The 16,823-nt window shown below is 66.4% G+C and carries 15 protein-coding genes; 12 read left to right on the top strand and 3 right to left on the bottom strand.

The genetic code is table 11. The annotated features are described in order from the left end of the window. Nucleotide 1: 1 nt before the first annotated feature. The 8 genes from trpE to lexA all read left to right on the top strand — a co-directional run bounded on the left by trpE (nt 2) and on the right by lexA (nt 7,086). Nucleotides 2–1,528, top strand: coding sequence for an anthranilate synthase component I (trpE, locus tag Q0897_RS01735; protein ID WP_299307187.1), 1,527 nt, complete (start codon nt 2–4; stop codon nt 1,526–1,528). Further along, nucleotides 1,525–2,295: a phosphodiester glycosidase family protein gene (locus Q0897_RS01730; RefSeq protein WP_299307186.1), complete on the top strand. Its 771-nt coding sequence runs from the start codon at nt 1,525–1,527 to the stop codon at nt 2,293–2,295. The genes trpE and Q0897_RS01730 overlap by 4 nt, the downstream gene beginning before the upstream one ends. Beyond that, nucleotides 2,292–2,903 carry an aminodeoxychorismate/anthranilate synthase component II gene (locus Q0897_RS01725; protein ID WP_299307185.1) on the top strand — a complete coding sequence of 204 codons (612 nt, stop codon included), beginning with the start codon at nt 2,292–2,294 and terminating at the stop codon, nt 2,901–2,903. The genes Q0897_RS01730 and Q0897_RS01725 overlap by 4 nt, the downstream gene beginning before the upstream one ends. Beyond that, a complete protein-coding gene (gene trpD / locus Q0897_RS01720; protein ID WP_299307184.1) occupies nt 2,900–3,862 on the top strand; it encodes an anthranilate phosphoribosyltransferase in 963 nt (320 codons plus the stop codon). Before Q0897_RS01725 ends, trpD begins: the two co-directional genes overlap by 4 nt. Continuing rightward, nucleotides 3,859–4,647 carry an indole-3-glycerol phosphate synthase TrpC gene (gene trpC / locus Q0897_RS01715; protein WP_299307183.1) on the top strand — a complete coding sequence of 263 codons (789 nt, stop codon included), beginning with the start codon at nt 3,859–3,861 and terminating at the stop codon, nt 4,645–4,647. The genes trpD and trpC overlap by 4 nt, the downstream gene beginning before the upstream one ends. Beyond that, a complete protein-coding gene (moaC, locus tag Q0897_RS01710; protein ID WP_299307182.1) occupies nt 4,644–5,135 on the top strand; it encodes a cyclic pyranopterin monophosphate synthase MoaC in 492 nt (163 codons plus the stop codon). Before trpC ends, moaC begins: the two co-directional genes overlap by 4 nt. Continuing rightward, entirely contained in the window at nt 5,132–6,322 is a 1,191-nt protein-coding gene (locus Q0897_RS01705) for a molybdopterin molybdotransferase MoeA (RefSeq protein ID WP_299307181.1), read from the top strand. The genes moaC and Q0897_RS01705 overlap by 4 nt, the downstream gene beginning before the upstream one ends. 86 nt (nt 6,323–6,408) lie before the next feature. Then, nucleotides 6,409–7,086, top strand: a complete 678-nt coding sequence (gene lexA, locus Q0897_RS01700; RefSeq protein WP_299307180.1) for a transcriptional repressor LexA — start codon at nt 6,409–6,411, stop codon at nt 7,084–7,086. Between the two features lie 33 nt (nt 7,087–7,119). On the opposite strand, the gene Q0897_RS01695 is transcribed toward lexA, so the two are convergent. Next, entirely contained in the window at nt 7,120–9,387 is a 2,268-nt protein-coding gene (locus Q0897_RS01695; protein ID WP_299307179.1) for a ComEC/Rec2 family competence protein, read from the bottom strand. A 28-nt stretch (nt 9,388–9,415) separates the two neighbouring features. Here Q0897_RS01695 and gltX point away from each other — a divergent pair, with 28 nt between their 5' ends. Genes gltX through Q0897_RS01680 form a run of 3 tightly spaced genes read left to right on the top strand, consistent with a single transcriptional unit; the run spans nt 9,416 to nt 12,443 of the window. Then, nucleotides 9,416–10,921 (top strand): glutamate--tRNA ligase, encoded by a 1,506-nt coding sequence (gene gltX, locus Q0897_RS01690; protein WP_299307178.1) that lies wholly within the window; start codon nt 9,416–9,418, stop codon nt 10,919–10,921. A 19-nt stretch (nt 10,922–10,940) separates the two neighbouring features. Next, nucleotides 10,941–12,227: a citrate synthase gene (locus Q0897_RS01685; RefSeq protein WP_299307176.1), complete on the top strand. Its 1,287-nt coding sequence runs from the start codon at nt 10,941–10,943 to the stop codon at nt 12,225–12,227. Between the two features lie 12 nt (nt 12,228–12,239). Continuing rightward, nucleotides 12,240–12,443 carry a hypothetical protein gene (locus Q0897_RS01680; protein ID WP_366519887.1) on the top strand — a complete coding sequence of 68 codons (204 nt, stop codon included), beginning with the start codon at nt 12,240–12,242 and terminating at the stop codon, nt 12,441–12,443. 59 nt (nt 12,444–12,502) lie between these two features. Here Q0897_RS01680 and Q0897_RS01675 read toward each other — a convergent pair whose 3' ends face one another. Next, nucleotides 12,503–13,729: a hypothetical protein gene (locus tag Q0897_RS01675; protein WP_299307175.1), complete on the bottom strand. Its 1,227-nt coding sequence runs from the start codon at nt 13,727–13,729 to the stop codon at nt 12,503–12,505. Between the two features lie 220 nt (nt 13,730–13,949). Between Q0897_RS01675 and Q0897_RS01670 the strand changes: the two genes are divergently transcribed. Continuing rightward, nucleotides 13,950–16,520, top strand: coding sequence for a hypothetical protein (locus Q0897_RS01670; RefSeq protein WP_299307174.1), 2,571 nt, complete (start codon nt 13,950–13,952; stop codon nt 16,518–16,520). On the opposite strand, the gene Q0897_RS01665 is transcribed toward Q0897_RS01670, so the two are convergent. Next, the gene (locus Q0897_RS01665) at nt 16,521–16,820 is read right to left on the bottom strand and encodes a DUF1467 family protein (protein ID WP_299307173.1); all 300 of its coding nucleotides are present in this window, start codon (nt 16,818–16,820) and stop codon (nt 16,521–16,523) included. Nucleotides 16,821–16,823 lie beyond the last annotated feature (3 nt).

Here is a 16,823-nt window from a genome sequence, read left to right as displayed (position 1 = left end):
GATGGTGGCGGGGGGAACGACCAACGGGCGGGATCACGACGAACGGGCGCGCGACAATTTGCGGGCCGGAAAATCCGGCGTGGTCTGGCGCCGGATCATCGCCGATTGCGAAACGCCGGTAGGCGCCGCGGTCAAGCTGATGCAGGGGGAGCGCGGCGATTTCCTGCTCGAATCGGTGGAAGGCGGGGAAATACGCGGGCGCTATAGCCTCATCGGGCTGGACCCCGATCTCGTCTTTCGCGCAAAGGGGACCGGCGCCGAAATCAATCGCGACTGGCGGCGGAATCGTGACGCGTTCGCCGCGATGGACACAGGCCCGCTCGACAGCCTGCGCGCGCTGGTGGCGGAATGCACGTTCGATGTGCCGGACGCATTGCCCCCGGCGCTCGCCTGCCTCGTCGGCTATTTCGGGTATGAAACCATCGGCCTTGTCGAAACGGTGGGCCGGCCTGCGCCCAATCCGCTCGACCTGCCCGACATGCTGTTCGTGCGGCCGACGGTCCTGCTCGTGTTCGACAGCCTGAAGGACGCGGTGTTCTGCATCGCGCCGGTGTGGGCCGGCGGCGCGGCGGACGATGCGGTCGCCGCGGCGGTGGAACGGGTGGAAACCTGCCTGGCACGGCTTGCAGGTGCCCGCCTGCCCCATAGCGATGCCGAGCCGTTCCATCCCAAGATCGCGGCGACGCCCTGCGTGCCCGCCGAAACCTACCGGGACATGGCGCTCCGGGCGAAGGAGTACATCACCGCCGGCGATATTTTTCAGGTCGTTCTGGCGCAGCGTTTCACGACGCCGTTCGAATTGCCGCCGCTGGCGCTCTATCGCGCATTGCGGCGGATCAACCCCTCGCCCTTTCTCTATTTCCTCGACCTTCCCGGCTTTGCGCTCACCGGCTCCAGCCCGGAGATCCTGGTGCGGGTCCGCGACGGCGAGGTCACGATCCGGCCCATCGCCGGAACCCGCCCGCGCGGCGACACGCCGCAGCGCGATGCCGCAAACCGCGCCGAACTGCTCGCCGATCCGAAAGAACGGGCCGAGCATCTCATGCTGCTCGATCTCGGGCGCAATGATGTGGGCCGCGTGGCACAGGCCGGAACGGTGGAGGTGACCGACAGCTACGCGGTCGAGAATTACTCCCACGTGATGCATATCGTCTCGAACGTGGTCGGCAGGCTGGATGCAAGGCACGACGCTGTCGATGCGCTGTTCGCCGGGTTCCCGGCCGGCACGGTAAGCGGTGCGCCCAAGGTCCGCGCGTGTCAGATCATCGCGGAGCTGGAGCCGGAAACGCGCGGCGCCTATGCGGGCGGGGTCGGCTATTTCGCGCCGGATGGCTCGGTCGACAGCTGCATCGTGCTGCGCACCGCCGTGGTGAAGGACGGGACCATGCATGTGCAGGCCGGCGCGGGCATTGTCGCCGACAGCGACCCCGCCGCGGAACAGCGCGAATGCGAGGCGAAATCGGGCGCGCTGTTCGCCGCCGCGCGCGAAGCGGTCCGCATGGCGGGAGAGCCGGACTACGGGCAGTGACCGCCGCAAGGCTCGGCGTTGTCACGGTCCTGATCGCGCTGTCCGCATGCGGGGGGCAGGAAGCTTCCGAACAGGCCGAGTCCCAATGCCGGACCGAACGGTTCGAGGGCCAGCGCTTCACCCATTGCATCGCCGATCCCGAACGGCACGAAATTGCGCTCTATCTCGATGGCGCGGATGGCCGTCCGCTCGAACGGTTCGGGGCGTTGCGCGATTTTCTGGGCGATGCGGCGGGCACGGTCGCCTTTGCCATGAATGCGGGCATGTATGGCGAGGATCTGCGCCCCATCGGCCTTTTCGTCACCGATGGCGAGGAGCGCGTCCCGCTCAACCGCAATGCGGGGCCGGGCAATTTTCACATGGCTCCCAATGGCGTGTTCTATGCCGACGATGCGGGATGGCACGTGGCGACGAGGGCGGATTATGCGGCGCGCAGCCCCCGGCCGCGGATCGCCACGCAATCGGGACCGATGCTGGTGATCGCCGGCAAGCTGCATCCGGATTTCAGCGAAAACGGACCCTCCCGCCATTTCCGCAACGGTGTGGGCGTCGATGCGGACGGAAACGCCCATTTCGTGATCAGCGACGACATGGTGTCCTTCGGCCGCTTTGCCCGGTTCTTTCGCGATGTCGCAAAAACACCCGATGCGCTCTATCTCGACGGGGCGGTTTCGGGGTTGTGGGACCCGGCCGGCGAACGAATGGATGCCGCCCCGCCGCTTGGCCCCTTGATCGCAGTGCGCAACTCCGCAAAGGCAGAGCCATGATCCTCGTCATCGACAATTACGACAGCTTCACCTGGAACCTCGTCCATTATCTGATGGAGATGGGCGCCGAGGTCGAGGTCGTGCGCAACGACGCCATCACCGCCGCGGATGCCATCGCAAGCGGGGCGGCCGGCTTCCTCCTCTCCCCCGGCCCGTGCACCCCGAACGAGGCGGGGGTGAGCCTCGATCTCGTCGCGGCATGCGCGGATGCGGGGCGCCCGCTGCTCGGCGTGTGCCTCGGCCATCAGGCGATCGGCCAGCATTTTGGCGGCACGGTGGTGCGCGGCGGCCTGATGCATGGCAAGACATCTCCGGTGACGCATCACGCGGACGGTGTCTTTGCCGGGCTGCCCTCGCCCTTTATCGCGACCCGCTACCACAGCCTCGTGGTGGAGGACGTGCCGGATTGCCTCGTCGTGAACGCATGGACCCCGCGGCCCGAACAGGACGGCATCCATGCCATGGGATTTCGCCACCGCGATCTGCCCATCCACGGCGTGCAGTTTCATCCCGAAAGCATCGCGACCGAAAACGGCCATGCCCTGCTCGCCAATTTCCTGCGCATGTGCGGCATTGCGGCGACGCTGCCGGCTAGGGTGACGGCATGACGCTCTCGCTCCTGGAAACGAGCGAACTGTTCGGGCGGATGCTCGACGGGCTGATGCCGGACACGGACATTGCCGACACGCTGGTCATGCTGGCCGAGCGGGGCGAAACGGCGGAGGAGATTGCCGGCGCCGCCACCGCGATGCGCGAACGGATGCTGCCGGTCGCCGCGGTCGAGGGGGCCATCGACGTGTGCGGCACCGGGGGTGATGGGCAACACAGCCTGAACGTGTCGACGGCAGTGGCGCTGGTCGTGGCGGCGGCGGGTGTGCCGGTGGCGAAACATGGCAACCGCGCCGCGTCGAGCAAGGCGGGCGGTGCCGATACGCTGGAAACGCTGGGCCTCGACCTCGCGCGGGCGGGGCACCGGGCCGAAGCCACGCTGCCCGATCTCGGCATCGCGTTCCTGTTTGCGCAGGCCCACCATCCCGCGCTCGCCCGGATCGCCCCCATTCGCCGCGAACTGGGCCGTCGGACGATCTTCAACCTCATCGGTCCGCTCGCCAATCCGGCGGGCGTGCGGCGGCAATTGATCGGCGTCGCGCGGCCGGAATTCGTGCCCACCTATGCCGATGCGATGCGCCTGCTCGGCACGGAGCGTGCGCTGATCGTGTCGGGGATGGAGGGGCTCGACGAATTGTCGATCGCCGGGCCGAGCCGGGTCGCGGCGATCGGCATGGATGTGCCGGACACGCTGACGCCCGCCGATGCCGGCCTGCCGACCCATCCGCTCGATGCCATTCGCGGCGGCGATGCGGCGTATAACGCCGACGCGCTCCGGCGGCTGGTCATGGGCGAAAAGGGCGCCTATCGCGATGCGGTCGTGCTGAACGCTGGCGCCGCACTTTGGATTGCGGGCATGGTCCGCGACCTCGGCGCAGGGGCAGAGGAAGCGGGCGAAACCATCGACAAGGGGCTGGCGAACGCGCTCCTCAATTGCTGGATCGACACGGTCAAATGACGAACAAGCTCATCGAAATCTGCGACAATACCCGCGCGCAGCTTGCCCAGCGCAAGAAAGAAAGCACGCTCGATGCGCTCGACCTCGCGGCGCGGGGGCGCGAACCTGTGCGCGGCTTCGAAAACCGTCTGCGCGAAGCGGCGCGCGATGGGTTCGGCCTCATCGCCGAAATCAAACGCGCCTCCCCGTCCAAGGGATTGATAAGACAGGATTTCGATCCCGAATCCCATGCGCGCGATTATGCCGCCGGAGGGGCGAGCTGCCTGTCCGTACTGACCGACGAAACCTATTTTCAGGGGCATGCAGACTATCTCGTTGCTGCGCGGCAGGCCTGCTCGCTTCCCGTGCTCCGCAAGGATTTCATGGTCGATCCGTGGCAGGTGGCAGAGGCACGGGCCATGGGGGCCGATGCGATCCTCATCATCGTCGCCGCGCTCGACGACGGGCAGATGGCGGAGATCGAGGCCGCCGCCCTCGAACGCGCGATGGATGTCCTCATCGAGGTGCATGACGAGGACGAGATGGAGCGCGGGCTGCGGCTGCGCTCGCGATTGCTGGGCGTGAACAATCGCGATCTGCGCAGTTTCGAGACCGATCTTGCCGTGACCGAACGCCTGGCTGTCCTCGCCCCGGCGGATGCGCTTCTCGTCGGGGAAAGCGGCATCGCGACGCACGCCGATTGCGAGCGTCTCGCGCAGAGCGGGGTGCGCTGTTTCCTTGTCGGCGAAAGCCTTATGCGGCAGGACGACGTGGAGGGTGCGACCCGGCGCCTGCTCCAAGGATGAGCGGTCTCACCCATCTCGATGCCGAGGGCAATGCCCGCATGGTCGATGTCGGCGCCAAGCCGGTGACCCGCCGGGTTGCGACCGCATCGGGCCGGATCGTCATGTCGGCAGAGGCGCGCGATGCCATCCGGCAGGGCACGGTCAAGAAGGGCGATGTCCTCGCCACCGCGCGGATCGCGGGCATCATGGCGGCAAAACGCACGGGCGAGCTGATACCGCTGTGTCATCCGCTCGGCCTCGATTCCGTGCAGGTCGATTTCACGTGGGAGAGCGATGCCCTGCGCGTGACGGCAACGGCCTCCATCTCTGCGAAGACCGGCATTGAAATGGAAGCGATTACAGCAAGCTGTGTCGCGTTGATGACAATCTACGACATGGCAAAGGCTATCGACAAGGGCATGGTGATCGACGCGGTCCGGCTGATCGCGAAGGATGGCGGCAAATCGGGTCGCTGGCGCGCCGAAGGGTTCGAGGATTTCGAACCGTGACGCCGTTGCTCGACCTCGAAGAGGCGCAGCGGAAGCTCCTCGCCATGGCCGCGCCGACACAGGGCGAGACGATTGCGGTGGAGGCCGCCGCCGGGCGCTATCTCGCCGCCCCGCTCCTTGCGCGGCGAACGCAGCCGTCGCACCCGCTTTCGGCGATGGACGGATGGGCGGTGCGCGGCGTCGACATGCCCGGCCCGTGGACCATCATCGGGGAAAGCGCGGCCGGCCACCCCTTTGCCGGCGACGTCGGCGCGGGCCATGCGGTGCGCATTTCGACCGGCGCCATCGTGCCGACGGGCGCGGATGCGGTGCTGGTGCAGGAAGAATGCCGGCGCGATGGCGATACGCTGCATTTTGAAGGAACGCCGCCCGATCCGCTTGCCCGCCATATCCGGCCGCGCGGACTGGATTTTAAGGAAGATGCGGTACTTCTGGACGCCGGCGCGCGGTTGAGCCCGGCCGCGCTCGCGCTCGCGATTGGCGGGGGGCATGGCACGGTGCCGGTACGCCGCCGCCCGCGCGTAACCATCATCGATTGCGGCGATGAATTGCGCGCGCCGGGCGAGCCGCTTGGTCCGGGTGATTTGCCGGCGAGCAACGGGCCGATGCTGGCCGCGATGTGTAGCGAACTGTCCTGCGATGTGACGCGCCGCGGGCCCGTTGCGGACGAGCGTGAGGCGCTGATCACCGCGTTCGGAGCGGCGGACGATGCCGATCTGGTGATCACCAGCGGGGGCGCATCGGTCGGCGATCACGATCTGATCCGGCCGACACTGGAATCGATCGGTGCGGAACTCGCATTCTGGCGCGTGGCAATGAAACCGGGCAAGCCGGTGATGGTCGCACGCCGGGAACGGCAGATCGTCCTCGGCCTGCCGGGCAATCCGGTTTCCTGCTTCGTCACCGCGTTTCTGTTTGCCCTGCCCCTGATCCGCGCGATGAACGGGTGCACCGCCCCCCTCCCCACCCGGCAGCCTGTGCCGATACGCGGTTCGCTCGGACCGACGGGGAAAAGAGCGGAGTTCATTCGCGCGCGCATTCGCGACGGCGCGGCCGAACCCCTGCGGCTCCAGGATAGTGGCGCAATCGCTCCGCTGGCCATGGCGGATGCGTTGATCATTCGTCCGGCGCACGCAAAAAGCATCCAAAATGGAGCCGAAGTGTCCATTTTTCGCCTATATGGTTAGAAGGGCGATTGACGGCGTTCCGTTTGTTGCCTAACTGTTCCTTATTCGTTCACGGATTGATTTCGTAGAACAGGAGGAACGAACCAATGCTCACGCGCAAGCAGCATGAATTGCTGGTGTTTATTCAGGATCGGCTCGACGAGACCGGGATTTCCCCCTCGTTCGAGGAGATGAAGGACGCCATCGACCTGAAGTCGAAATCGGGTGTGCATCGGCTCATTTCCGCATTGGAAGAGCGTGGCTTCATCCGCCGCCTCCCCAACCGCGCCCGCGCGCTTGAGGTGATACGCCAGACCGATCGTGCCGGCGCCGCCTCCAGGGAAGAGCCCGGAACCGTCGTACCCCTGAACCGGAAAAGCGGCACGCCTGCACCCGCGAATGATGTCGTCGAGATCCCGCTGCATGGCCGGATTGCCGCCGGCATGCCGATCGAGGCGCTGGAGGATCAGCAGATGCTGCCCGTACCAGCCGCATTGCTCGGTGCGGGCGAGCATTATGCGCTCGAAGTGTCGGGCGATTCCATGATCGAGGCCGGGATCTTCGATGGCGATTTCGCCCTTGTCCGCCGCACCGAAGAGGCGCGCGATGGAGAGATTATCGTCGCTCTCGTCCATGGCGTGGAGGCGACGCTGAAATATCTACACCGCGATGCCGGAAAGGTCCGCCTCGACCCCGCAAACGCAGCGTATGAGGCGCAGGTTTACGACGCTCGCGATGTGCAGGTGCAAGGGCGCCTCGCCGGGCTCCTGCGGCGGTATCACTAAGAGGAAGTCACTAAGCCGAGAAAGTCGCCCGGGTCATTTCATCTCTGCCGCCGCCCCGCTCCGGCGCCATCCATGCCCGTCACGAGGATTTCGGGCATAGGCGGTCGCCCCGCTTTCGAAATCGTAGGTCATGCCGCCCCTGCGCGTAAGCAGGGCACGATCCGCCTTCAAGATGCGCGGCCTGCATGCGCCGGGCAGTTTCCATTCGGCGATCACGATATCGCTGTCCGCACATGCCGCGACCATCGCCCTGTAATCGACGGTCGCGCGGCGCTGCGACACCATGATCCGCCGTTGTCTCATCTCGAACCGGCAAAAGGCCCGGTTGCATTCCGCCCCGGGAATGTCGTTAAGCCTCGCATAGTTGCCGATGTCCGGATCGACACCCGCCTGTTCGAGCAGCGCATCCCGCGTGAACCCGGCGCGATCGCGTAACAGGTAGATCCGTCCGCCCTCGTCCGCGATGGCGACATGCCGGCCTTCCGCCGTGATCATGAGATCGGGCGCGGGCTGCATCGCCAGCATGACGACGCCCACGCCCATCGGGATCAGCCCATACAACCGGATGCGCCCCGACCACAGTGCACACCAGAAAAACCCCGCGGCAAAAAGAAGGATGGACCATAACGGCGGCTGCGCCCGCAGGATCACCGAATTTTCCGAGCCGGAAGCCAAAAACGCAATTTCGATCAGCGCCTGCAGCGCCCACCCCGTTGCCATCCACACCGGACCGCCCAGCCCGATCAGGTCGAGCGTGAGCGACAGGCCGAGCAACGGCATCACCAGCGCGGTCGTCAGCGGAATCGCGACCAGATTGGCGAACGGCCCGAACACCCCGGTGCGGTGAAAGTGAAAGAGGACGAGCGGCGACAAGCATGCCTCGGCCACGAGCCCGGTCAGGAAGAGAGCCACGACCGGACGCCACCACCCGCGCCCCTCTTCGCGCCGGGCAAGGAAATCCTGCATCCCCGCGCTGTTATGAAAGGCGACGATGGCGACCACGGCGGCAAAGCTGAATTGAAAGGACGGGCCAACCACCGCCTCCGGCCAGAAGAACATGATCGTCATCGCCGCAATCGCGATCAGGCGCAGGGAAAGCGCCTGCCGCCCGATCGACAGCGCGAACAGGACGAGAAACGATGCAATGCACGCCCGGATCGTCGGCAATGCAGCACCCGTGAGCAAGGTGTAGCCGAGCGCCGCCCCCGCCCCCACGGCCCCCGCCAGGATCGGCAGCCGCCAGCGCAACGCGACGGCGGGAAACAGCCCGCCGATCCGCATCACCACGAACCAGGCGGTCGCCACCACCGCCCCGACGTGCAGGCCGCTGATCGAGAGCAAATGCGCGAGCCCGGCGTCGCGCATCGCCTGCGCGCTGATCTCGTCAATGGCGCCGCGGTCGCCGCTCGCCAGCGTGGCGCCGATGGCGACGGCGGCGGGGTCGATACCAGCGACCGTGCTCAACCGTTCGCGCACATGACGGGCGAGATCGCGGCGCCACGCACCGAGCCCTCCGCCCGGTTCGGCTGCATCGGCGGCGCCTCCGCCCTCCCCCGGCGTGAGCAGGCGCGGCGGGTCGAGCGCCGATCCCGTGGCCGCAACCCCATCGAACCATGCGACCCGCGCGAAATCGTAAGCCCCCGGCAACACCGGATGCGTCGGCGGGGTCAGCCGTGCGCGCACCGCGATATTGGCCCCTTCCCTCAGGAAAGGGCGGTCATCCTCCGCCTTGATATTGATGCGCGCGCGGATCGTCCGCTCCTCCCGCGGGTCGCGCGTCGCGATCAGCAGCCGCACGCGATTGCGCGAAGGCTGCTCCTCGCGCTCCAGCACGGTTGCCGTGATCGGCGCCACGACCGGCCCGCCGATGGGCTGCGTCCCGACAAGTTCGGACCGCGCCCAGATCAGCGCAAGCCCCACGGCAAACATCGTCGCCAGCCCGATTGCCGCACTGCGCACCAAGGCATGCGAACCATCGGGCGCGCGGCTGGCCACGACCCCGGCGATCACCCCGCAAATGCCGAGCGCGAGCAGCCATTCCGCGGCGCCCGGCAAAACGAACCAGGCCCCGATTCCCGCCAGCATCGCCACCGCGAGCCATGGCATACGCTCGAACGGCCGCGCGTTCAGAAAGGCTTCGGCACGGTTCAGCAGGCTGGACAAACTGCCCCGCTTGCCCCATTGCCGCAAACGCGAAGACGATGGCCCCGCGGCATGCGGCGCGCCATCCGGTTCGCCCGCAATCGGGATGCCGGATCGCCCATCGAAGGCGTCGGGTTTCGGAAATTGCGGCGCGACCATGGGATTATTGGATAGGAAGCGGCACCAGATGGCAAGCGGCAGCGTTACAGGGTCCACCGACAGTCCGGCGGACACGCCCGACACCAAGCGCCCGGTGGTCACCCGATTTGCGCCCTCGCCCACCGGTTTCCTGCATATCGGCGGCGCACGGACCGCGCTGTTCAACTGGCTTTTCGCGCGCCATCACGGCGGCCGCGCGCTGCTCCGGATCGAGGATACCGACCGCGCCCGTTCGACCGAGGAGGCGATCGACGCGATTCTGGATGGGCTGGACTGGCTCGGCCTCGATTACGACGACCCGCCCGTGTTTCAGTCGCAGCGGGCCGAACGCCATGTCGCCGTCGCCAACCGGCTGCTCGATGCGGGGCACGCGTATAAATGCTATGCCACGGCCGAAGAGCTCGAACAGATGCGTGCCGAGCAGCGCGCGGCGAAGAAGCCGCTGCGTTACGATGGCCGGTGGCGCGACCGGGATCCCGCCGATGCGCCGGCGGATGCGCCCTATGTCGTGCGGCTGAAAACGCCGGAACAGGGCGAAAGCATCATCGACGACGCGGTGCAGGGCCGCGTGAAGGTCCGCAATTCCGAGATTGACGATTACGTGCTGCTGCGCTCCGATGGCACGCCGACCTACATGCTGGCCGTGGTGGTCGACGACCATGACATGGGCGTCACCCACGTGATCCGCGGCGACGATCATTTGAACAACGCCTTTCGCCAATTGCCGATCATCCACGCGATGAACGCGATCACCGGCGAATGGGCGGAACCGATCTATGCACATATCCCGCTCATCCACGGGGCCGATGGCGCTAAGCTGTCGAAACGGCACGGGGCGATGGGTGTCGATGCCTATCGCGACGAGATGGGCCTTCTTCCCGAAGCGGTGTCGAATTACCTGCTGCGTCTCGGCTGGGGTTATGGCGACCGCGAGATTATCGACCGGGACGAGGCGATCGCCTTGTTCGACCTGTCGGGCGTCGGCAAAAGCGCGTCGCGCTTCGACACGAAGAAGCTCGCCAATCTGAACGGCCATTACATGCGCGAGGCGGATGACGGCAGGCTTGCCGATCTCGCCGCCCCCCGCATCGCCGCGCTGGAGGCGGGTTTCGACGCGGGGCGCGACCGCGACCTGCTCATCCAGGCGATGCCGTCGCTCAAGGCGCGGGCCAAGAACCTCGATGAGCTGGCCCAAGGCGCGCTGTTCCTGTTCCGCAACCGTCCGCTTCCCATGGACGAGAAGGCCGCCAACCTGCTTACCGACGATGCGCGGCAGCTTCTTGTCGACGCGCATGAAAGGCTGCTTGCGGCAGATGTCTGGACAAGTGAAAGCCTTGAAGCCAATCTGAAGCAGATGGCGGAGGAGCGCGAGCTTGGTCTGGGCAAGATCGCGCAACCTTTGCGTGCGGCGTTGACCGGTCAGGCGGTCTCGCCGGGAATTTTCGATGTTCTGGTCCTGCTCGGCCGCGAGGAGAGCCTGGCGCGCATTGCCGCGCAGGCCCCCGCCGCAGGGCAGACCGATACCAACCGTTGATTGATGAAGGAGAACACAAGTGGGCGACACTAACGCGACACTGAACGCCAAGGGCGATACGCACGATTTCGAGATCAAGAGCGGCACGCTCGGTCCCGATGTCGTCGACATCCGCAAGCTTTACGCCAATACCGGCATGTTCACGTACGATCCGGGCTTCACCTCGACGGCGAGCTGCGATTCCGCGCTCACCTATATCGATGGCGAGGAAGGCGTGCTCCTGCACCGCGGCTACCCCATCGGTCAGCTTGCCGAACATTCCAGCTTCATGGAAGTCGCGCACCTGCTGCTCAACGGCGATTTGCCGAGCGCGGAAGAGCTCGACGATTTCACCTATACCATCACGCGCCACACCATGCTGCATGATCAGCTGCGCCAGTTCTATCAGGGGTTCCGCCGCGACGCGCACCCGATGGCGATCATGTGCGGCGCGGTCGGCGCATTGTCCGCGTTCTATCACGACAGCACCGACATCTCGGATCCGGAACATCGCAAGATCAGCTCGCACCGCCTGATCGCGAAGATGCCGACGATCGCGGCGATGGCCTATAAATACGCCATCGGTCAGCCTTTCATGCAGCCCGACAACTCGCTGTCCTACACCGGCAATTTCCTGCGCATGACCTTTGGCGTTCCGGCCGAGGAATACGAGGTGAACCCGGTCGTGGAACGCGCGCTCGACCGTATCTTCATCCTGCACGCCGACCATGAACAGAATGCCTCGACCTCGACCGTGCGTCTGGCCGGGTCGTCGGGCGCGAACCCGTTCGCCTGCATCGCGGCGGGCATCGCGTGTCTGTGGGGTCCGGCACACGGCGGCGCGAACGAAGCCGCGCTCAACATGCTCCACGAGATCGGCACGCCGGACAAGATTCCCGAATATATCGCCCGTGCCAAGAACAAGGACGATCCGTTCCGCCTGATGGGTTTCGGCCACCGCGTGTATAAAAACTACGATCCGCGCGCGACCGTCATGCAGAAGACCGTACGCGAGGTGTTCGAATCGCTGAACGTCTCCGACCCGGTGTTCGAAGTCGCCTTGCAGCTTGAGGAAATGGCATTGAACGACGATTATTTCGTCGAGAAGAAGCTCTTCCCCAATGTCGATTTCTATTCCGGCGTGATCCTGTCGGCGATCGGGTTCCCGACGACCATGTTCACCGCGCTGTTCGCGCTCGCCCGCACGGTGGGCTGGGTCGCGCAATGGAACGAGATGATTTCCGATCCCGCACAGCGTATCGGTCGCCCGCGTCAGCTCTATACCGGCCCGGCGCAGCGCGACTACGTCCCCGTCGACAAGCGTTAAGGAGAACGGGCGGTGTTGCGCATCATCATGCAGGTGTTCGGCACCGCCCTCGTTCTCGTCGGCGGGCTGTGGACGCTTCAGGGGCTCGGCCTCGTGATGTGGCCGGCGGAAAGCTTCATGCTGGGGCAGGAAAGCTGGGCGGCTTATGGCGCGATCGCCATCGCGGTCGGGCTTGTGCTGCTCTGGCTGACGCGCCGGCGCACACCGCGCCGTTGACTGCGATTTGAACGAACCGAAAAGGGTGAAGGCCGCGCCTTCGCCCTTTTTTTGGTTCATCAGCCGCGCCGGGCGTTTCCGCCGCCGCGCGCAACCACCGCCCATACGGCGAGCACCAGCGCCGAAAGCACCATGGCAAACGGCGCCAGCATCCCTGTATAGGCGAACAGGGCAAGCGCCACGCACAGCACGAAACGGTCGGCAAGCCACACCCGCACCCGTTCCGGTTCCGCCTGAAACTCTCCGATCGCGACCGTCGCGACGAGCACGAAGGCAAGGTACCAGCCCCCGAACCGCGCCCAGTCGCCATCGGTCAGGGCCAAGCCGAGCGCGACGACCAGCACGACATCGAACAGCGACGCCGCGCCGCGCCACATGCGGCTTCGCGCGGTCATGCCGATCCGGCCCTGCCGCACCGCCTCTTCGAGAACGAGTGCACCGCGCCCGGCGAGCCATGCGAAGGCAAACAGAAGCAGGCCGCTCCACACAGAGAGAAAAGCCGTCACCCCGCCCGCCACGAGCAGGACGCCCAGCGCCGCATACCAGAGGAAGACCGGCGAGCGGTCGGTTTCGAGGAAACTGGCGCTGAACCGCCGTACCGCCATGGCCGCGAGGCGTGGCCCCGGCGTCCTGCCGCGTGTCTCCTCAAGGCTGCGCGAAAGCTGCGCTGCCTCGACGTCATGCGCGATGCGATTGTTCGCCACGATCGCCCAGCGATGATCGTCAAGGCAGGCCTCGTCGACCGGCTTCGTCGCGACCCCCGCCATCAGCGCGATGCGCAGAAGGGAGGAGGCAACGTCGCAATCGCGCGGCAATTGGCGCAGCCGCTCGCAAAGCGATCCCGGCATCAGCAACAGCCCGGCCCACGCGCGTTCGGCATCCAGCCTCTCGAAACCCAGCGCCAGCCCCGGTTCGATCGGCAGGGTCGCGACCATCGACCCCTTGTCGAGCATCGGGAGCGCCGTCGCCGGATCCGACAGCAGACCATCGGTCAGCAGCAGTATCTCGTCCGCCGTGCTCACCATCGCGCACAGGCCGGGAGAATCCGAAATCCTGCGCGCATCGACCCCCTGATCGCGGGCCGCGCGCAGAACGCCGTCGACCCCCTCCTCCCCCGCATCGGCGAGCAGCAGGATGCGCTGCGCCCCGGCCGCCAGCGCGAGGTCGAGTTGGTGGCGGATCACGGCCTGCCCGCCCACGCGAAGGCGGGCCCGCGGACGCGACATGCCCGGACGCAAGCCATCGCCGTCGAAAGGCTCCAGCATGGAAAGAACAGCGACGCGCAACGAAATTCCCCAATTCGATACGATTGCAAGAGCTGGAATGGCATGAATGCGCCCCGCGCCACGCTTCCTCTCAGCGCCGGGCGTCGTCATTCATGGATCGCACTTCGCCCCGATGCAAGCCGGTGCAGCCCCGCTTTACCCAGAGCCGGTTGCAAAAGCTGCGCAAAAGCGGACCGAGGGAGGGTTCCGCGAGACGCGAACCATGCTATTTGCAACAACTATGAAGGAACAGCGCAATATCGTGTCCATCGGCACGGACGAGCAGACCGATCACGCCGTCACCGCCCCGATTGCGGAGGAGCGGACCGAGGGCGAAACGGACTGGAACACAGAGCCCGAGGTCGCGGCGCCCGGCGCGCGCCGGTGGCTCGCGCCGGGCGTCGTGGCGGTCGCGATTGCCGTGTGGACGGCGTTCTATGTCTATGCGCAACGCGATGCCGCGGCGGGCAGCGATGCGGCGCGATGGGCCGAGATGATCGTCGCATGGTCGATGCCGGTGCTCCTGATCCTCGCCGGCTGGGCGGTTGCCATGCGGTTCAGCAGGGCGGAAGCGAGCCGCTTTGCCGAAAACGCGGCGTTGCTCCGCGATGAGGCCCGTTCGCTCGAGGACCGGCTGGTGCGCGTCAATGGCGAACTCAGCATCGCGCGCGAATTCTTGACCTACCAGGCGCGCGATCTTGAATCGCTGGGCCGCGTGGCGACCGATCGCATCGGGGAAAGCGCGCACCGGCTCGAAACGCTGATCGGGGAAAACGGCGCGCGGGTCGAAACGCTGCACGAAACCGCTCGCAAGGCGCTGACCAACATGGAAAACCTGCGCGGGCAGATTCCGGTCCTCACCAATGCGACGCGCGATCTTACGAATTCCATCGGGCAGGCCGGCTCCACCGCCGACGATCAGGTTGCGCGGCTCACATCCGGGTTCGAACGGCTGGGCGAGGCTGGCGAGGCCAGCGCCATCAGGATCGACGCGATGCACGACCGGGCGGGCGCTGTCCTCACCGAATTCGAACGGCGGCTTGCGCAACTGGGCGAGGAAACGGCGGCCCGGTTCGCCGCGCTCGACCGCGAAAGCACCGCGCTGCGCGAGCGTATTGGGGCACAGCAGGGCGAAGGGATCGACGCCCTTCGCAGCCAGTGTGGCGCGCTGGAGGATACGCTGGACGCCGCGCGCGCACGTATCGAGGAAAGCCGTCAGCGCGGGCTCGATGCCTTGCGCGAACAGCTCGGCGCGATCGATACAGGGGCGCAGGACGTGGGCCGGCAATGGCATGCCCGCCTCGACGAAATCGGCGCCGGCGCCGATGCCCTGTTCGCGAAGATCGACGGGACGGGTCAGGAAGCGCTCGACGCGACGGGCGCGCGGGTTCGCGCCCTGTCCGCGGAAATCAGCCGCCTCCACGACGACCTTGCCCGGCGCGGCGAAACGATGGATGCACAGCTTGCCGAACGCATCGTGCAGGCCGAGGACGCCAGCCACGCCATGACCGAACGGCTGGGCGAACGGCTCGGCGATCTCGATGCGGAGATCGAGACGCGCCGCCAGCGCTACGAAGCGGCCAGCGGCGATCTGGCCCGCCATGCCGAACATATCTCGACGCAGCTGTCCGAATATGGCGAACGGATGGACGACGCCGCCGCGCGCGGTCGCGTCGCGGAAGCGACGATCGCCGCAGGCCTGGCGGCGCTGTCGCAGCAGCTGGGCGACAGCCGCGAGGCGCTGAACGGGACGGATACGGCGGTTGGCGCGCTTCGTGAACAGAGCGCGCGCCTGCTCGAACTGATCGAGGCCAGCGCCCGCCATTCGCGCGATACGTTGCCGCAGGCGCTGACGCAGGCGGAAGAACGGCTTGAAACGATGGACCGCACCGTGACCGCGGTGCGCGACATGGTGAGCGGGGCTGGCGAAGAGGGCCAGCGTCTGAGCCAGGCTGTCGCCGCCACGCGGGAGCAGACGCGCGCCGCGATGGCCGAAATCGATGCCTTGCACGACACGATGCAGGCGCGCGGTGCGGACCACGCGGAACAGCTCATCGAACTGCGCGACATGGTCGAACGCACCCGCGCCGATGCAGAGGCCATGACCGCATCGGCGGAGGCGGCGCTGAACGGTGCGGTGCGCGCACTGGCCGAGGCGAACCGGTCCGCCATTGCCGAGATCGAGGGCAATTCGGCCACGGCGGTCGCGGCGCTGGCCGCAGATGTCGGGACACGGACCGGCGCGGCGGTGCAGGACGCGCTGAACCGGACGGGCGGGAAAACTGTCGCCGCGCTCGATGCGACGCTCGCGCAGGCGACGGAAGCAGCACAGACCGCCGCCCGGCAATTGGAGGAGCGGCTTCGCGGCATTGACGAGCTGACGGCCCATCTCGAACATCGCATTGCGGAGGCACGCGCCCGCGCCGAAGAGGACAGCGACGAGGGCTTCGCTCGCCGCGTCGCGCAGATCACCGATGCGCTCCATTCGACGGCGATCGACATCGACAAGGTACTCTCCGCCGAGGTCAGCGAAACCGCGTGGCAGGCGTATCTGCGCGGCGAGCGCGGCATTTTCACGCGCCGCGCGGTTCGCCTGCTCGACAATGGGGAGGCGCGTTCGGTGCACGACCATTACGAGGCCGACGCCGAATTTCGCGAGAACGTCAATCGCTACATTCGCGACTTCGAAACGATGCTGCGCAACCTGTTGTCGACGCGGGACGGCAATGCGCTGTCGATCACGCTGCTGTCGTCCGACATGGGCAAGCTTTACGTCGCGCTCGCGCAAGCGATCGAGCGGATCCGCAAATAGCTATTCGGACTCGTATTGCCGGGCGGCGATGTCCTCGGGCGGCTGAACGAAATTGAGATCGTCGACTGTGATCCAGCCCGCCCGGTAATTGGCATAGAACAGCGCGAACACCGCCGCCGAGAGCAGCGTTGCGCGCACGATGACCTGAAATGGGCGGAAATTGACGGGCGCGCTGTCTGCCTGGCCCGAAATTCCGCCCTCACCCGTTTCGTTATGCGTGCGAATGCCGAAGGGCATGACGACGAACGCCGCCATGACCCAGAACAGCAGATAGATCGCAAGGCCGGATGTCAGCTGCATCGA

The organism is uncultured Croceicoccus sp., assembly GCF_947496385.1.
Lineage (GTDB): Bacteria > Pseudomonadota > Alphaproteobacteria > Sphingomonadales > Sphingomonadaceae > Croceicoccus.
The sequence above is the reverse complement of the archived record's forward strand: the minus strand, read 5'-3'. Positions and strand labels throughout refer to the sequence as shown.

What these genes read in the sequence shown, in the direction of transcription:
- trpC (WP_299307183.1), top strand. Translation starts at nt 3,859, where the DNA reads ATGACGAACAAGCTCATCGAAATCTGCGACAATACCCGCGCGCAGCTT.
- Q0897_RS01670 (WP_299307174.1), top strand. Translation starts at nt 13,950, where the DNA reads ATGAAGGAACAGCGCAATATCGTGTCCATCGGCACGGACGAGCAGACC.
- Q0897_RS01725 (WP_299307185.1), top strand. Translation starts at nt 2,292, where the DNA reads ATGATCCTCGTCATCGACAATTACGACAGCTTCACCTGGAACCTCGTC.
- gltX (WP_299307178.1), top strand. Translation starts at nt 9,416, where the DNA reads ATGGCAAGCGGCAGCGTTACAGGGTCCACCGACAGTCCGGCGGACACG.
- lexA (WP_299307180.1), top strand. Translation starts at nt 6,409, where the DNA reads ATGCTCACGCGCAAGCAGCATGAATTGCTGGTGTTTATTCAGGATCGG.
- trpD (WP_299307184.1), top strand. Translation starts at nt 2,900, where the DNA reads ATGACGCTCTCGCTCCTGGAAACGAGCGAACTGTTCGGGCGGATGCTC.
- Q0897_RS01695 (WP_299307179.1), bottom strand. Translation starts at nt 9,387, where the DNA reads ATGGTCGCGCCGCAATTTCCGAAACCCGACGCCTTCGATGGGCGATCC.
- moaC (WP_299307182.1), top strand. Translation starts at nt 4,644, where the DNA reads ATGAGCGGTCTCACCCATCTCGATGCCGAGGGCAATGCCCGCATGGTC.
- Q0897_RS01665 (WP_299307173.1), bottom strand. Translation starts at nt 16,820, where the DNA reads ATGCAGCTGACATCCGGCCTTGCGATCTATCTGCTGTTCTGGGTCATG.
- trpE (WP_299307187.1), top strand. Translation starts at nt 2, where the DNA reads ATGGTGGCGGGGGGAACGACCAACGGGCGGGATCACGACGAACGGGCG.